At 66.3% G+C, this 14,812-nt stretch carries 12 protein-coding genes; 4 read left to right on the forward strand and 8 right to left on the reverse strand.

Annotation, left to right across the window (positions count from 1 at the left end; genetic code table 11):
* Positions 1 to 10 precede the first annotated feature (10 nt).
* The 3 genes from Q9R31_RS02920 to Q9R31_RS02930 all read left to right on the forward strand — a co-directional run bounded on the left by Q9R31_RS02920 (position 11) and on the right by Q9R31_RS02930 (position 2,773).
* Positions 11 to 496, forward strand: coding sequence for a Fur family transcriptional regulator (locus Q9R31_RS02920; RefSeq protein ID WP_311261227.1), 486 nt, complete (start codon positions 11 to 13; stop codon positions 494 to 496).
* 7 nt (positions 497 to 503) lie between these two features.
* On the forward strand, positions 504 to 2,000 hold the full coding sequence (locus Q9R31_RS02925) for a catalase (RefSeq protein ID WP_311261228.1): 1,497 nt from the start codon (positions 504 to 506) through the stop codon (positions 1,998 to 2,000).
* A 137-nt stretch (positions 2,001 to 2,137) separates the two neighbouring features.
* Positions 2,138 to 2,773: a DUF2461 domain-containing protein gene (locus Q9R31_RS02930; protein WP_311261229.1), complete on the forward strand. Its 636-nt coding sequence runs from the start codon at positions 2,138 to 2,140 to the stop codon at positions 2,771 to 2,773.
* A gap of 100 nt (positions 2,774 to 2,873) precedes the next feature.
* On the opposite strand, the gene Q9R31_RS02935 is transcribed toward Q9R31_RS02930, so the two are convergent.
* The 6 genes from Q9R31_RS02935 to Q9R31_RS02960 all read right to left on the reverse strand — a co-directional run bounded on the left by Q9R31_RS02935 (position 2,874) and on the right by Q9R31_RS02960 (position 10,641).
* Positions 2,874 to 4,436 (reverse strand): amino acid permease, encoded by a 1,563-nt coding sequence (locus Q9R31_RS02935; protein WP_311261230.1) that lies wholly within the window; start codon positions 4,434 to 4,436, stop codon positions 2,874 to 2,876.
* Positions 4,437 to 4,610: 174 nt separating this feature from the next.
* Positions 4,611 to 5,018 carry a DUF779 domain-containing protein gene (locus Q9R31_RS02940; RefSeq protein ID WP_311261231.1) on the reverse strand — a complete coding sequence of 136 codons (408 nt, stop codon included), beginning with the start codon at positions 5,016 to 5,018 and terminating at the stop codon, positions 4,611 to 4,613.
* Positions 5,019 to 5,021: 3 nt separating this feature from the next.
* The gene (locus Q9R31_RS02945) at positions 5,022 to 6,545 is read right to left on the reverse strand and encodes an aldehyde dehydrogenase family protein (protein WP_311261232.1); all 1,524 of its coding nucleotides are present in this window, start codon (positions 6,543 to 6,545) and stop codon (positions 5,022 to 5,024) included.
* A gap of 133 nt (positions 6,546 to 6,678) precedes the next feature.
* On the reverse strand, positions 6,679 to 8,040 hold the full coding sequence (locus Q9R31_RS02950; RefSeq protein ID WP_311261233.1) for a GAF domain-containing protein: 1,362 nt from the start codon (positions 8,038 to 8,040) through the stop codon (positions 6,679 to 6,681).
* Between the two features lie 99 nt (positions 8,041 to 8,139).
* Complete coding sequence (locus Q9R31_RS02955) at positions 8,140 to 9,570, reverse strand: FAD-dependent oxidoreductase (protein WP_311261234.1); 1,431 nt, start codon at positions 9,568 to 9,570, stop codon at positions 8,140 to 8,142.
* Between the two features lie 75 nt (positions 9,571 to 9,645).
* Positions 9,646 to 10,641, reverse strand: coding sequence for a DNA topoisomerase IB (locus Q9R31_RS02960; RefSeq protein ID WP_311261626.1), 996 nt, complete (start codon positions 10,639 to 10,641; stop codon positions 9,646 to 9,648).
* A gap of 104 nt (positions 10,642 to 10,745) precedes the next feature.
* Between Q9R31_RS02960 and rarD the strand changes: the two genes are divergently transcribed.
* Positions 10,746 to 11,786, forward strand: a complete 1,041-nt coding sequence (rarD, locus tag Q9R31_RS02965; RefSeq protein ID WP_311261235.1) for an EamA family transporter RarD — start codon at positions 10,746 to 10,748, stop codon at positions 11,784 to 11,786.
* A gap of 122 nt (positions 11,787 to 11,908) precedes the next feature.
* Here rarD and gabT read toward each other — a convergent pair whose 3' ends face one another.
* Both gabT and Q9R31_RS02975 read right to left on the reverse strand, forming a co-directional pair.
* The gene (gabT, locus tag Q9R31_RS02970; protein ID WP_311261236.1) at positions 11,909 to 13,279 is read right to left on the reverse strand and encodes a 4-aminobutyrate--2-oxoglutarate transaminase; all 1,371 of its coding nucleotides are present in this window, start codon (positions 13,277 to 13,279) and stop codon (positions 11,909 to 11,911) included.
* A 36-nt stretch (positions 13,280 to 13,315) separates the two neighbouring features.
* Positions 13,316 to 14,746 carry an aminobutyraldehyde dehydrogenase gene (locus Q9R31_RS02975; RefSeq protein ID WP_311261237.1) on the reverse strand — a complete coding sequence of 477 codons (1,431 nt, stop codon included), beginning with the start codon at positions 14,744 to 14,746 and terminating at the stop codon, positions 13,316 to 13,318.
* Between the last annotated feature and the right edge of the window lie 66 nt (positions 14,747 to 14,812).

Here is a 14,812-nt window from a genome sequence, read left to right on the forward strand (position 1 = left end):
CAATGGAGCCATGACGGAGCACTTTGACGGCCAGGAAGCATGGGCTGCAGCCCTGCGCGCCCACGGCCGCAGGGTGACCAAGCAGCGGCTGGCCGTGCTGGCCGCCGTCGAACGCCACCCCCACTCCCCCGCCGAAAGCATCCTCGCCGCCGCCCGGGCCGAACTGCCCGAATTAACGGCCCAGTCCGTCTATGTTGTCCTCGGCGACCTGACGGACCTGCACATGCTGCGCCGCTTCGAGCCGCCGCACTCCCCCGCACTGTATGAGACGCGCGTGGGCGACAACCACCACCACGCCATCTGCATCACCTGCGGCCGCGTGGAGGACGTGGACTGCGCCGTCGGCCACGCCCCCTGCCTCACGCCCCACTGGAACCCGGACGCCAAGCCCATGACCATCCAGATCGCGGACGTCATGTACCAGGGCATCTGCCAGGACTGCCAGCTGGCCCAGCAACTTCCTCCCCATAATCCCTCGCAAGAAAAAGAGAAATAGGAGAACAATGGCTGCCGTTTCCACAACCCAGTCAGGTGCGCCGGTTACATCCGACGCTCACTCGAAGTCAGTTGGTGCCGATGGTGCCATCATCCTGACCGACCACTACCTCGTTGAAAAGCTCGCCCAGTTCAACCGCGAGCGGGTTCCGGAGCGCGTAGTGCACGCCAAGGGCGGCGGTGCATTCGGCACGTTCAAGACCACCGAGGACATCTCCAGGTACACCAAGGCCGCGTTCCTGCAGCCGGGCGTCGAAACCGAAATGCTGATCCGCTTCTCCTCCGTCGCCGGCGAGAACGGCTCCCCGGACACCTGGCGCGATCCGCGCGGTTTCGCCGTGAAGTTCTACACGACCGAGGGCAACTACGACCTCGTGGGCAACAACACCCCGGTCTTCTTCATCCGCGACGGCATCAAGTTCCCGGACTTCATCCACTCCCAGAAGCGCCTGCCGGGCACCCACCTGCGCGACGCCGACATGCAGTGGGACTTCTGGACCCTGTCCCCCGAGTCCGCCCACCAGGTCACCTGGCTCATGGGTGACCGCGGCCTGCCCGCCTCCTGGCGCGAGATGCAGGGCTACGGCTCGCACACCTACCAGTGGATCAACGAAGCCGGCGAGCGCTTCTGGGTCAAGTACCACTTCAAGTCCAACCAAGGCGTGAACTCCATGAGCTCGGACCAGGCTGAACAGCTTGCCGGTTCCGACGCCGACTTCTACATCCGCGACCTGTCCGAGAACATCGCGGCCGGCAACTTCCCGTCCTGGGACCTGCACGTCCAGGTCATGCCCTACGAGGATGCCAAGACCTACCGCTTCAACCCGTTCGACCTGACCAAGGTCTGGCCGCACGCTGACTACCCGCTGATCAAGGTGGGCACCATGGAGCTGAACCGGAACCCCGAGAACTACTTCGCGCAGATCGAACAGGCCACCTTTGCGCCGTCGAACTTCGTCCCCGGCATCGCCGCCTCGCCGGACAAGATGCTGCAGGCCCGCATCTTCTCCTACGCGGACGCACACCGCTACCGCGTGGGCACCAACCACGCGCAGATCCCGGTGAACCAGCCCAAGAACCAGGTCAACAACTACAGCCAGGACGGCCAGGGACGCTTCCTGTTCAACGCCCCCTCGGTTCCGGTCTACGCCCCGAACTCCGTGGGCGGCCCGGCGGCGGTTGAGCCGCAGAACCCGGCCGGCGGCTGGGAGAACGACGGCGAACTGACCCTCGCCGCGCACTCCCTCCACGCCGAGGACAGCGACTTCGTCCAGGCCGGCGCGCTGTACCGCGAGGTCTACGACGAGGCAGCCAAGGCCCGCTTCCTGGAGACCATCACCGGTGCCGTGGGCGGCGTCAAGAGCCCGGGCATCAAGGAACGCGCCATCCAGTACTGGACCAACGTTGATGCCGAACTCGGCGCCAAGCTGCGGGCCAACCTCGGTGCCGTCGCCGCTCCGTCAGCACCGACCTCCGACGCAGAGGCCGCCAACAAGATCGGCTGATCCGGCCCCTCTTCGTAGCTGAAGACCACCCCGTCACGGGTTTCCGTGGCGGGGTGGTCTTTTCCGTCCCAGGCACTTTTTGCACATACGGCACTGGCCCCTGGCCGGTTCCCGGTTCGCAGCCCTAGGCTCCGTACATGAACACTTTCGCAGGCATTCCCCCGGAAGCCTTCCGCTTCTATGAGGAACTGGAAGACAACAACAACCGCGAGTGGTGGCTGGAGCACAAACGAACGTACGAAGAATCGGTCAAGGAGCCGCTGACCCTGTTGCTGTCGGAGCTCGAGCCCGAGTTCGGCCCGGCGAAGCTCTTCCGCCCCAACCGAGACATCCGCTTTTCGCAGGACAAGTCACCGTACAAGACCGCCCAGGGCGCCTTCGCCGCGCGCCAGGAAGGTGTTGGATTCTATCTCCAGGTCAGCGCCGACGGACTGTTGATCGGCGGCGGCTACCACTCGCATACACCTGCCCAGCTGGCCCGGTTCCGCGCCGCCGCCGACGCTTCCGCCAGCGGCGCCGCCCTGCAGGACATTGTGGACGCCGTGGCCGGAGCCGGTTTCGCCATCGAAGGCGAGAAGCTGAAAACCGTACCGCGGGGTTTCGACAAGGACCATCCGCGTGCCGAACTGCTCAAGCACAAGTCGTTGTCCGCCGGAGTTGGGGTAGGCCAGCCGGCGTGGGTCTCCACCCCGGCGGCGAAGGACGAGATTGTTGACCGGTGGCGGCAGCTCCGTCCCCTCGTGGAGTGGGTGGGCAGGTATGCGGCACCCTGAGTCCTGAAATGCGGAGCCTCTGGAAACACTATCGCCGGAAACGCGGCTGCCCGCCCGGCACAGGCCGGGCGGGCAGTTCAACAGCTGGAGAGGCGGGCCGTCAGGTCCGGCTCAGCTCGTCCTCGTCATCACGCGCACCGGCTGCCGGCGCGGCGGACCCGCGGGCGCCGTTGACGGACACGCTGGCTTCCGCGAAGCGCTCATTGAGCCGGGAGTGGCGCTGCCCGTAGGCGAAGTAGATGGCCAGGCCGATGACCAGCCAGATGGCAAAGAAGATCCAGGTCTCTACAGCGAGGTTGGTCATCAGGTAAAGGCACAGCACTGCGGAAACGACGGGCAGCACCTTCCCGAACGGGACGCGGAAAGCGGGCTTCAGGTCCGGGCGCTTCCTGCGGAGCACCAGGATGCCCAGGCTTACCACCACGAACGCGGACAGCGTACCGATGTTGATCATTTCCTCGAGCAGGTCCACGTTGGTGAGGCCTGCCACCAAGGCAACCGCGGCGCCGCAGATGATCTGGAGGCGGGCCGGCGTGGAGCGCTTGTCGCTGGTCTTGGACAATGAGCGGGGCAGGAGGCCGTCGCGGCTCATGGCCAGCACCACGCGGGACAGGCCCATGAGGAGCACCATGATCACGGTGGTCAGGCCCACCAGGGAGCCGAAGGCGATGACCTTGGCGGCGGATGTGTCGCCCACGGCCTCGAAGGCGGTGGTGAGGGTGGGGCTCTTGGCCTCGGCCAGCTGGGTGTAGGAGACCATGCCGGTCAGGGCCAGGGACACGAGGATGTAGAGCAGGGTCACCAGGGCCAGGCCGCCGAAGATGCCGCGGGGCAGCGTCTTCTGGGGGTTCTTGACTTCCTCGGCGGAGGTGGCCACCACGTCGAATCCGATGAAGGCGAAGAACACCAGTGCGGCGCCGGCGAAGATGCCCATGGTGCCGTACTGGGCGGGAGCAGCACCGGTCAGGAAGCCGAAGAAGGACTGCTTCAGGACGTCCGCGGCACCGGTGCCTGCCGTGGGCTCGGCGGCGGGAATGAACGGGCTGTAGTTTTCGACCTTCACGTAGGTGAAGCCCACGACGATCACGAACAGCACCACGCCGATCTTGATCAGGGTGAAGATGTTGCCCACGCGGGCGGACAGCTTGGTGCCCAGCACCAGCAGCACGGTGAAGATGGCCACGATCAGGAAGGCGCCCCAGTAGAGGTCCACGCCGCCCAGGGAGATGGCCGGCGGGACGTCGAGGCCCGTCAGGGCAAACACCTTGCTGAGGTAGATACCCCAGTACTTGGCAATGACGGCGGCGGCCGTGAACAGTTCCAGGATCAGGTTCCAGCCAATGATCCAGGCAAGGAGTTCGCCCATAGTGGCGTAGGTGAAGACATAGGCCGAGCCGGCCACGGGGATGGCGGTGGCGAACTCGGCGTAGCACATGATGGCCAGCGCGCAGGTGACGGCGGCGATGGCGAACGAGACGGTAACAGCGGGGCCCGCGAAGTTGGCAGCGGCCTTGGCGCCCACCGAGAAGATACCGGCGCCCACAGCAACGGCGACGCCCATGATCATGAGGTCCCAGGTGCTGAGGGAACGCTTAAGCTTGCGTCCGGGCTCATCGGCGTCGGCAATCGACTGCTCGATGGATTTTGTCCGCAGAAGATTCATAAGGGGTCACAATCCTGGTTTGTGAGGGAAACAGACCTATCAACGATAGTGTCCATCCACTGGACGGCCCCAATCGTCCCGAATAGTGAGATGGCCCTATGGCCGAATATTCTTCCGTTAACCCACTAGGCGCCCTCCGAAAGGAGAGCCCCGAGTGGGTAAACATCGAACGTGCTAGGCGGGCCAATCCATCAGCGTTGAGCGGATCAGGAAGCGTTTGCCCTCCGGCGCTTCCACCGAAAAGCCGCTCCCCCGGCCCGGTACAACATCCACGGTCAGGTGCGTGTGGCTCCAGTAATTGAACTGCTCCCGGGACATCCAGAACTCCAGCGGCAGGGGCTGCAGCCCGTCGGACAGGTCGAACAGCCCCAGCAGGACGTCCGACTCCCCAATGATGAAGTCGCCTGCCGGGTAGCACATGGGCGAGGAGCCGTCGCAGCAGCCGCCGGACTGGTGGAACATGAGCGGTCCATGCCGGTCCCACAGCAACCGCAGCAGGTCCACGGCAGCCGGCGTGAGCGCCACCCGGGAAAAGTCTTCCCCGGGCAGCGTCACGGCGGCATCAAGCCTGGTGGAAGCCATGGCTTAGAAGAAACCAAGCTTGTTTTCGTCGTAGCTGACCAGCAGGTTCTTGGTCTGCTGGTAGTGGTCCAGCATCATCGCGTGGTTTTCACGGCCGATGCCCGATGACTTGTACCCGCCGAAGGCCGCTCCCGCCGGGTAGGCGTGGTAGTTGTTGACCCAGACACGGCCGGCCTGGATCTCCCTGCCGGCCCGGTAGGCCACGTTGCCGTTCCGGGACCAGACACCGGCGCCCAGCCCGTAAAGGGTGTCGTTGGCGATGCCCATGGCGTCGTTGTAGTCGCTGAACTTCGTCACCGCCACTACAGGCCCGAAGATCTCCTCCTGGAAGATCCGCATCCTGTTGTGGCCCTCAAAGACGGTGGGCTGGACGTAGAAGCCACCCGCCAGGTCGCCCGGGAGTTCGGCGCGGGCGCCGCCGGTGAGCACCTTGGCGCCTTCCTGCTTTCCGATGTCGATGTAGGACAGGATTTTCTCCAGTTGGTCGTTGGAGGCCTGTGCACCCACCTGGGTATCGGTGTCCAGCGGGTTGCCCTGGACCATCCTTTCCACCCTGGCCACGGCGTCCGCCATGAAGGAGTCGTAAATGTCCTCCTGGATCAGCGCGCGGGACGGGCAGGTGCAGACTTCACCCTGGTTGAAGGCAAACAACGCAAAGCCCTCCTGGGCCTTGTCATAGAACGCGTCGTTGTCCTGGGCCACATCGTTGAAGAAGATGTTCGGGCTCTTGCCGCCGAGTTCCAGGGTGACGGGGATGAGGTTCTGGCTGGCGTACTGGCTGATCAGCCGGCCGGTGGTGGTTTCTCCGGTGAAGGCGATCTTCCGGATCCGGGAACTGGACGCCAGCGGCTTGCCGGCCTCCACGCCGAAGCCGTTGACCACATTCAGCACACCGGCGGGGAGCAGGTCGCCAATGAGCTCCATCAGCACCAGGATGGAGCTTGGCGTCTGCTCCGCGGGCTTGAGCACCACCGTGTTTCCGGCTGCGAGCGCCGGCGCAAGCTTCCAGACGGCCATGAGGATGGGGAAGTTCCAGGGGATGATCTGGCCCACCACCCCCAGCGGCTCGTGGAAGTGGTATGCGGTGGTGTTCTCGTCCAGCTGGGACAGGCTGCCCTCCTGGGCACGGACGGCTGAAGCGAAATAGCGGAAGTGGTCCGAGGCCAGCGGCAGGTCTGCATTGAGGGTTTCCCGGACGGGCTTGCCGTTGTCCCAGGTTTCGGCCACGGCGAGCATTTCCAAATTCTCGTCAATCCGGTCGGCGATCTTGTTCAGGATCGCCGCACGTTCCGCGACGGAGGTCTTGCCCCAGGACGGCGCCGCCTTGTGCGCCGCGTCCAAGGCCAGTTCAATGTCCTCCGCCGTGCCGCGCGCCACCTGGCAGAACGCCTTGCCCGTCACCGGAGTGATGTTCTCGAAGTACTGCCCCTTCACGGGGGCCACCCATTCGCCGCCGATCCAGTTTTCGTACCGGTCCTTGAAGGTGACCTTCGAACCGTCGGTTCCCGGCTGTGCGTAAACGGTCATGTGCTTAGCTCCTTTGCTGTGCAGGAGGCGGGCCACAGGGGCGTCCGCCGGTGAAGACAGCGTAGGAGGCGGGAGGTTGCAGCAAGGTTGCAACGGTGAGAGCCAGGTCACAAAGTGACCGCGGGGCGCGCTTTCAGGCGCGTAGTTCGGCTTCCAGCCGTTCCAGGTCGGCCACGACGGCGGCCCGCTTGGGTGAGCGCGGCGGCAGGAGGCGGAGCGCGGCCCGGCGGATTCCGACGTCGTCACTTGCCTCGGGAAGTGCGGCGTACTTGAGCAGGGACTCGGCACTGCCATCCGTGAGGACCGCTTCCCGGAGGAGGGACGAGACCCGATTCCTCAGCTCGACGATGCCCGGCGCCTCGGAGCGCGGAAGCACCCCGCCGCGGTAAATCTCCAGGGCAATCCGGTGCGCACCGCGCTGCAGGCAACTGAGCACCTGGCCCGTGTCCGGCACCAAATCGATGGGCAGCCGGTAGGGGCGCGAACCGGGAACAGCATCCGGGTAGAGCTGCTGGAGGACTTTGCGCAGGCGGACCATCTCGGCGCGCAGCGTCATGGTGGAGCCGTCCCCCGGATACAGCAGCAGGCTGAGTTCCTCCGCCGTCAGCCCATCAGGATGCATGCTGAGCAGGGCAAGGATTTCGCTGTGCCGGGCCGACAGGGAAACGGTCCTGCCTCCTATGCTGAGCAGCGCCTGGTCGCGGCCCAGCAGCTGCAGGCTGTTCCGGTAAAGGCTGCCTTCCCTGGCACCGCTCCCTTGCCCCGCACTGTGGCCCTGCCTTCCAGCGGAAGCCGGGGACCGTCGTCGTACAGGCTTCCGGGCGAGCTCCGCCGCATGCTGCAGGCGCTCCACCCGCAGCTGTGCCTGGGCGGCCGCTACTGTTGCCTCCACCAGCGACAGGGTGTGCGGCGCCACGGCGGTGGCTGTCCCGGTGATGTCCACGACGCCGAGCACGGCACCTGAGTCGGGGTCGTGGAAGGGGACGGCGGTGCAGCTCCAGGGATGGACGGTGCGCTGGTAGTGCTCGGCGCCGGCGATCTGGATTCCCCTGCCCAGGGCCAGGGCCGTGCCCGGGGCACTGGTGCCAACGCTGGCTTCGGACCAGTCGGCGCCCGGGACGAACATCATGCCTTCGGCCCGGCGCTGGAGCGTGGGGTCCCCGTCCACCCACAGGAGCCTGCCCACTTCATCCCCCACCGCCACCAGGAGCCCGCTGTCGTGGCTGGGCTGGACCAGAAGTTTGTTGATGACCGGCATGATCGCGGCCAAGGGGTGCTGCCGGCGGTAGTCCTCCAGCTCTTCGACGTCGAGGGCCAACGGCGCGGCCGTGTTGTCCGGGTTGGCTTTGAAGCTGGCGGACCGTTGCCAGGACTCGCGGATGAGTTTACGCAGGCCGGGGAGTTCCGGAGTGCCGCCGTCCAGGGCGTGCTCCAGCCACTCGTGCCCGGACAGGGCGGCACGCTGGCGCGGTTCAGGCTGGAGCAGGTTCGTCATCGAACTCCCTGGAAGTGCCGGCTTCTGGCGGGGCCAGTCTATCCGGACCAGTTCCTCCAGCTGTACCGGACCAACCCGAATAAACACGCGCACTTTGCGTCAGCCGCGGGAGATGCGGATCATGTCCTCCCGTGGCACCACTTTGATCCGCTCGCGCACCACGTGGTCCAAGCCCTCAGGCCCGGTCCAGGCAGCGCCCAGGCCTGCCTCGTGGGCGTCGAGCTTGTTCCACCCTTCCCACGTCGTGTATTCGATGCCGCGTTCTTCGAGCAGGTCGATGATGGCCTGCGGATCCGGGTTTTGGGCCGCGGGGAGGTTCAGCCGGTCCTCCAGGAGGAAGCCGATGGTCTCCAGCGCATCGCCCTTGGTGTGACCGATCAACCCGACGGGTCCGCGCTTGATCCAGCCCGTGGTGTAGATGCCCGGGACGGGGTTGCCCTGGCCGTCCAGGACGCGACCGCCCTCGTTGGGGATGACGCCGCGCTTGGCGTCGTACTCAAGTTCGTCCAGGGCCGAGCCGTGGTAGCCGATGGCCCGGTAGACAGCCTGGACGGGATACTCGACGTACTCCCCGGTGCCCTTGGCATTCCCCGTCCCGTCCAGCTGCATGCGCTCAAACTTGATGCCGCCCACCTTGCCTGTGCCGTCGTCGAGCACTTCAACGGGGCTGTGCAGGAAATGCAGGTGCAGCCTGCGGGAGGAGGGGTTCTCCGACTCCGCATGCTCCTCCACCAGCCAGTTGGTAAGGGTGTTCACCATGGTCTTGACCTGGTTGTTGCTGCGGATGGCCTCGTCCGACGCCTCGTCGAATTCGAAGTCCTCCGGGTACAGGACGATGTCGACGTCGTCCATATGGCTGAGCTCGCGCAGCTCCAGCGGGGTGAACTTCACCTGGGCCGGGCCGCGGCGGCCGAAGACGTGCACGTCCGTCACGGGCGAAGCCTTCAGGCCTTGGTACACGTTGTCCGGAATCTCGGTGCTCAGCAGCTCCTCGGGGTGCTTGACCAGCATGCGCGCCACATCCAGGGCCACATTGCCGTTGCCGATGACCGCGATCTCCCTGGCCTCCAGCGGCCACTCCCGGGGAACATCAGGGTGGCCGTCGTACCAGGACACAAAGTCGGCTCCGCCGAAGGAGCCCTGCAGGTTGATGCCGGGGATGTCCAGGTCAGCGTCCTTCACGGCACCGGTGGAGAAGATCACGGCGTCGTAGAAGGCCCGGAAATCGTGCAGCGTGAGGTCCCGGCCGTAGGTCACGTTGCCCAGGAACCGGATGTCCCCGCGGTCCAGGACCTTGTGGAGGGCGTTCACGATGCCCTTGATGCGGGGGTGGTCCGGGGCGACACCGTAACGGATCAGGCCGTAGGGCGCAGGGTAGGCCTCAAAGAGGTCGATGCTGACCTGGAAGTCGCCGTCCTTGACCCCGCTGGACTTGGTGAGGATGTCCGCAGCATAGACTCCCGCCGGTCCTGCGCCGACGATGGCGACGCGGAGGGGACGGTTGGCGGCGGTTTCGCTCTGATTGGACACCGGGAGCCCTTCTGAACTGGTCCTGCTCACGTTTCATGAGACTGCGCCGCATCATGCAGCGCACAGTCCCCCATTCTAGTTGGCGGCCAGGGCCACCACCTTGCCCTCGCGGTACAGGAGCGACCGCAGCTCGGACTCCGCCGAGTCGAGGCGCTTCGGATCAATGGTTTCGCCGGCATGGTAGTGGTCCAGGACGCGGGGGTCCACGTAGCTCTTGCGGGCGATGGAGGGTGTGTTGCCCAGCGTCTCGGCCGCATCGTGCATGGCCCGGCTGATGGCCCGTTTCCGTTTGGCCGCCGTGCGCTGCGCGCCGGTCCGCGCCAGGCTTGCCGCCGCCGCCACCGTCCCGCGAAGGGTCCGGAAGTCCTTCGCCGTGAAGTCCGACCCCGTCCGTTCCTTCACATAGGCGTTGATGTCCGCGCTGGTCACCGGACGCCAGGTCCTGCCCTCCTTGTAGGCCAGGAGCCGCGCATTGGGCCCGCGGCGCTTGAGCAGGCGCAGCAGGACGGCGAGGTCGGGGTCGCGGATTTCCGATTCCCAGTCCTTGCCGCTCTTGGCCGGGAAGCGCAGCAGGATCCGGTCCTTGCGGACCTGGACGTGGGCGCACAGCAGCGTGGCCAGGCCCCGGCTGCCGTTCTCGTTGGTGTACCGCTCCGACCCCACCCTCAGGGATCCGCTGTCCAGCATCCGGAACGCCGCCGCCAGGACCCGCTCACGGGTGAAGCCCTCGCTGCGCAGGTCCATCGTGACCCGGCGGCGTGCCGCAGGAAGCGATTCGGCCAACTGGAGGGACCGGTCGAACTTCACCCGGTCCTTACGCTCCCGCCACTCCGGGTGGTAGATGTACTGGCGCCGGCCCACCGCGTCCACACCTGTGGCCTGGATATGGCCGTTCTCAAACGGGGCAATCCAGACGTCGGTCCACGCCGGCGGAATGCCGATGCTTTCCAGCCGGTCCCGGACCGGGCCCGGCGGCAAGGTGGAGCCGTCCAGGTCCCGGTAACTGAAGCCCTTGCCGGCCGGCACCCTGCGGTAGCCCCGGCCCGAGGCGTTGCTGCGCCGGAGCCTCATGGGGCCGGCAACGGGGTACGGGCGCATTTCATGAAAGCAAGCCTACTGATTATTTTCCGGATTTCCCGCCCGCCTGCTGGAATACCCGCCCCGAGGCTGCTGTTATGGACAACGTGCCCATGCCAGACGGAACCCCGACAGCCACCTCCTCCCCCGCATCACGCTCCAGGACTGGAACCGCGGCGCCCTCGGGCCCCAAGCCGGGCGCGGGCCCCAAGCCGCTGGCAAAGGACACGACGGCGGGAATGCTGTTCGGCATCGGCGCGTACGTTTTGTGGGGGCTGCTCCCGCTGTACTTCTTCATCCTGATGCCGGCCGGCGCCGTCGAGATCGTGGCCAACCGCGTGGTGTGGTCGCTGCTGTTCTGCGCCCTCCTGATCACAGTCACCAGGGCGTGGGGCACGCTCGCCGCGGCGCTGAAGGACCGGAGGGTGTTTGGCTCCCTGGCGCTGGCGGCTTTCCTGATCGCCATCAACTGGCTGACCTATACCTACGGCGTGACCACCGGGCAGGCAGTGGAAACGTCACTGGGCTACTTCATCAACCCGCTGGTCTCGGTGCTGCTCGGCGTGCTGGTTCTGAAGGAGAAGCTGCGGCCGCTCCAGTGGGCCGCCGTCGGCGTGGGCTTCGTGGCCGTGGGCGTCCTCACGTACTCGTACGGGAAGCTGCCGTGGATCGCACTGACGCTGGCGTTCAGCTTCGGCCTGTACGGGTTCGTCAAGAACCGGGTGGGGTCGCGGGTGGACGCCATCACCAGCCTGAGCGTGGAGACCATGGTACTGGCACCGCTGGCCGCCGTGGCCATGGTGGTCCTCGCCGCGAACGGCAGCTCCACGCTGACCTCGCAGGGCTCCGGACACTTCTGGCTGCTGCTGGCGTCCGGCGTGATCACGGCCGTTCCGCTGCTCTTCTTCGGCGCCTCCGCGCGGCGGCTGCCCATGACCACCATCGGGCTGCTCCAGTACTTTGCGCCCGTGCTGCAGTTCCTGGTGGCGCTCCTGGTGTTCCGGGAGGCCATGACGGCGGAGCGCTGGATCGGGTTCGGCGTGGTGTGGTTGGCGCTGCTCCTGCTCACTCTTGACATGCTCCGGACCGCGCGCAGGAACTCGGTGGCCCGCAAGGCAGCGCTCCGGCGGGCCGCCTGACCGCACCGTTCCTTGCGCACTGTTCCTGACGCCCTGCTCCTGACGCACCCGTACCGACAAAGAAGGCGGACTCCCCATCGGGGAGCCCGCCTTCCTTGCGTTGCCGGAGGGAGTCGTTCCGGTTAAGCGTTGGCCTTGATGGCGGCGGCCAGGACATCCAGGCCGTCGTTCAGCAGCTCGTCGGTAATGACCAGCGGCGGGAGCAGGCGGATGACGTTGCCGTAGGTGCCGCAGGTGAGGATGATGACGCCTTCCTTCAGGCACGCGGCGGCAACGGCCTTGGTCAGTTCCGGGTTGGGTTCCTTGGAGCCGGCCTGAACGAGTTCGACGGCGAGCATGGCACCGCGGCCGCGGACGTCACCGATCACGGCGGTACCGGAATCGGCCAGTTCGGCCTGCAGGTCACGGAGCCGGCCCAGCGCGAGTTCCTCGATGTGGCGGGCACGGCCGTTCAGGTCGTACTCCTCCATGGATCCGATGGAGGCCAGCGCGGCGGCGCACGCCACCGGGTTGCCGCCGTAGGTGCCGCCCAGTCCGCCCGGGTGCACGGCGTCCAGCAGGTCGGCGCGGCCGGTGATGGCGGACAGCGGCATGCCGCCGGCGATGCCCTTGGCCATGGTCATGATGTCCGGGACGACGCCCTCGTGGTTCACGGCGAACCATTCACCGGTGCGGCAGAAGCCGGACTGGACCTCGTCCGCGATGAAGACGATGCCCTTTTCCTTGGCCCAGGCGGCCAGCGCGGGCAGGAAGCCCTCGGCCGGGACGATGAAGCCGCCCTCGCCCTGGATGGGCTCGATGATGATCGCGGCAACCTGGTCGCCGCCGATCTGCTTTTCGATCATGGTGATGGCACGCTTGGCGGCCTCGGCACCCGTGATGGAGGGGTTTTCCTCGCGGTACGGGTAGCTCATGGGCATCCGGTAGACCTCGGGGGCGAACGGGCCGAAGTTGGTCTTGTACGGCATGGCCTTGGCGGTCAGCGCCATGGTCAGGTTGGTGCGGCCGTGGTAGGCGTGGTCGAAGGCGACGACGGCGTCCCGGCCGGTTGCCAGGCGCGCCACCTTCACGGCGTTTTCCACGGCTTCCGCGCCGGAGTTGAAGAGGACGGTGCGCTTTTCGTGGTCGCCCGGGGTGAGGCGGTTCAGCTGCTCGGCGACCGCCACGTAGCCTTCGTAGGGGGTGACCATGAAGCAGGTGTGGGTGAAGTGCTCCACGGCTTCCTTGACGGCACCGACGACGGCGGGATCGGACGCTCCCACGCTGGTCACGGCGATGCCCGAGCCGAGGTCGATGAAGGAGTTGCCGTCGACGTCATGGATGATGCCGCCGTCGGCGTCGGCAACGTAGACCGGGACGCTGGAGGCGACGCCGGCAGCCACCACGGACTTGCGGCGCTCGGTCAGTGCCACGGACTTGGGCCCCGGGAAGTCGGCCTGGACGTTGCGCTTCTGCTCCAGGCGGTAGGTGATGTCTGATGCGGTGGTGGTCATGGTGTTTCTTTCTTCGCTAAAGGGGAGCCGGGGGGATCAGGCGTCGAGGGCGGACATTACGTGCTTGATGCGCGTGTAGTCCTCCACGCCGTACATGGAGAGGTCCTTGCCGTAGCCGGACTGTTTGAAGCCGCCGTGCGGCATTTCGGCGGTGAGCAGGATGTGGGTGTTGATCCAGACGGCGCCGAAGTCCAGGTCGCGGCTCAGCCGCATGGCGGTGCCGTGGTTGCTGGTCCAGACGCTTGAGGCCAGGGCGTAGTCCACGTCGTTGGCGAGGGCCACGGCTTCTTCCTCAGTCCTGAACTTCTGCACGGTGATGACCGGGCCGAACGTTTCCTTCTGCACCACGTCGTCGGTCTGCTTCGCGCCGGTGATGATGGTGGGTTCGAAGAAGAACCCCTTCTCCCCCGCCCGGTGGCCGCCGGTCTCGATCCGGCAGTTGGCCGGCAGGTTTTCCACCACCGAGGTGACGGCGTTGAAGTGGTTCACGTTGTTCAGCGGGCCGAAGTAGTTGTCTTCGTCGTTCTGCGAGCCGGTGTGCAGGGTCCTGGTGTGCTCCACCATGGCGGCCACGACGTCGTCGTGCACGGAGTCCTCCACCAGCACCCGGGTGATGGCGGTGCAGTCCTGGCCGGCGTTGAAGAAAGCGAACTCGGCGATGGCCGCGGCGCTCTTCTTGATGTCGGCATCCTTGAACACGATGGCCGGAGCCTTGCCGCCGAGCTCCAGGTGCGCACGCTTGAGGCTCTTGGCGGCACCGGAAGCAACAGCCATGCCGGCGCGGACGGAACCGGTGATCGACACCAGCCCGGGGACCTTGTGCTCCACCATCATGGCGCCGGTTTCGCCGGTGCCGAGCACCACGTTCAGGACGCCGGCCGGGAAGATGCCGCCGGCCAGGCGGGCCAGGACCAGGGTGGACTCGGGGGTGGTGTCGGACGGCTTCAGGACCACGGTGTTGCCGGCGGCGAGCGCGGGGCCGATCTTCCAGATGGCCATCAGGAACGGGTAGTTCCAGGGGGCCACCTGGGCCACCACCCCGATGGGTTCGCGGCGGACGTAGGAGGTGTGGCCCTCAAAGTATTCGCCGGCGGACTTGCCTTCCAGGATGCGGGCCGCGCCGGCGAAGAAGCGCAGCTGGTCGGCACCAGCTGCCACTTCCTCGGAGGCGATCAGGGAACGGACCTGGCCGGTGTTGCGGTGCTGGGCTTCAACGATTTCGTCACTGTTCGCCTCGATGGCGTCGGCAAGCTTGAGGAGCATCAACTGGCGCTGGCCCGGCGTGACGTGCTTCCAGGTCCTGAAGGCGTCCTTGGCAGCCGCCATTGCGGCGTCGACGTCCGCCTTCACGGAAACGGGTGCCTGCGCCACCACTTCGCCGTTGGTGGGGTTGACCACATCCAGCAGGGCGGTGCCGGCGGGGGTCACGAACTTCCCGTTGATGAAGTTCTGCAAGGTTTGGACCACGGTGTGCAACCTCTTTCGTAAGGGCCATCGGCGGCCGGGGGGAGACCGGGACGGATGGATGGAACT

Origin of the sequence: Pseudarthrobacter sp. BRE9 (assembly GCF_031844305.1) — a bacterium.
GTDB lineage: Bacteria > Actinomycetota > Actinomycetes > Actinomycetales > Micrococcaceae > Arthrobacter.

Excerpts from the sequence above, each read along its gene's own strand:
- Q9R31_RS02920 (WP_311261227.1), top strand. The coding sequence starts at position 11 with ATGACGGAGCACTTTGACGGCCAGGAAGCATGGGCTGCAGCCCTGCGC.
- Q9R31_RS02925 (WP_311261228.1), top strand. The coding sequence starts at position 504 with ATGGCTGCCGTTTCCACAACCCAGTCAGGTGCGCCGGTTACATCCGAC.
- Q9R31_RS02930 (WP_311261229.1), top strand. The coding sequence starts at position 2,138 with ATGAACACTTTCGCAGGCATTCCCCCGGAAGCCTTCCGCTTCTATGAG.
- Q9R31_RS02935 (WP_311261230.1), bottom strand. The coding sequence starts at position 4,436 with ATGAATCTTCTGCGGACAAAATCCATCGAGCAGTCGATTGCCGACGCC.
- Q9R31_RS02940 (WP_311261231.1), bottom strand. The coding sequence starts at position 5,018 with ATGGCTTCCACCAGGCTTGATGCCGCCGTGACGCTGCCCGGGGAAGAC.
- Q9R31_RS02945 (WP_311261232.1), bottom strand. The coding sequence starts at position 6,545 with ATGACCGTTTACGCACAGCCGGGAACCGACGGTTCGAAGGTCACCTTC.
- Q9R31_RS02950 (WP_311261233.1), bottom strand. The coding sequence starts at position 8,040 with ATGACGAACCTGCTCCAGCCTGAACCGCGCCAGCGTGCCGCCCTGTCC.
- Q9R31_RS02960 (WP_311261626.1), bottom strand. The coding sequence starts at position 10,641 with ATGAGGCTCCGGCGCAGCAACGCCTCGGGCCGGGGCTACCGCAGGGTG.
- rarD (WP_311261235.1), top strand. The coding sequence starts at position 10,746 with ATGGACAACGTGCCCATGCCAGACGGAACCCCGACAGCCACCTCCTCC.
- gabT (WP_311261236.1), bottom strand. The coding sequence starts at position 13,279 with ATGACCACCACCGCATCAGACATCACCTACCGCCTGGAGCAGAAGCGC.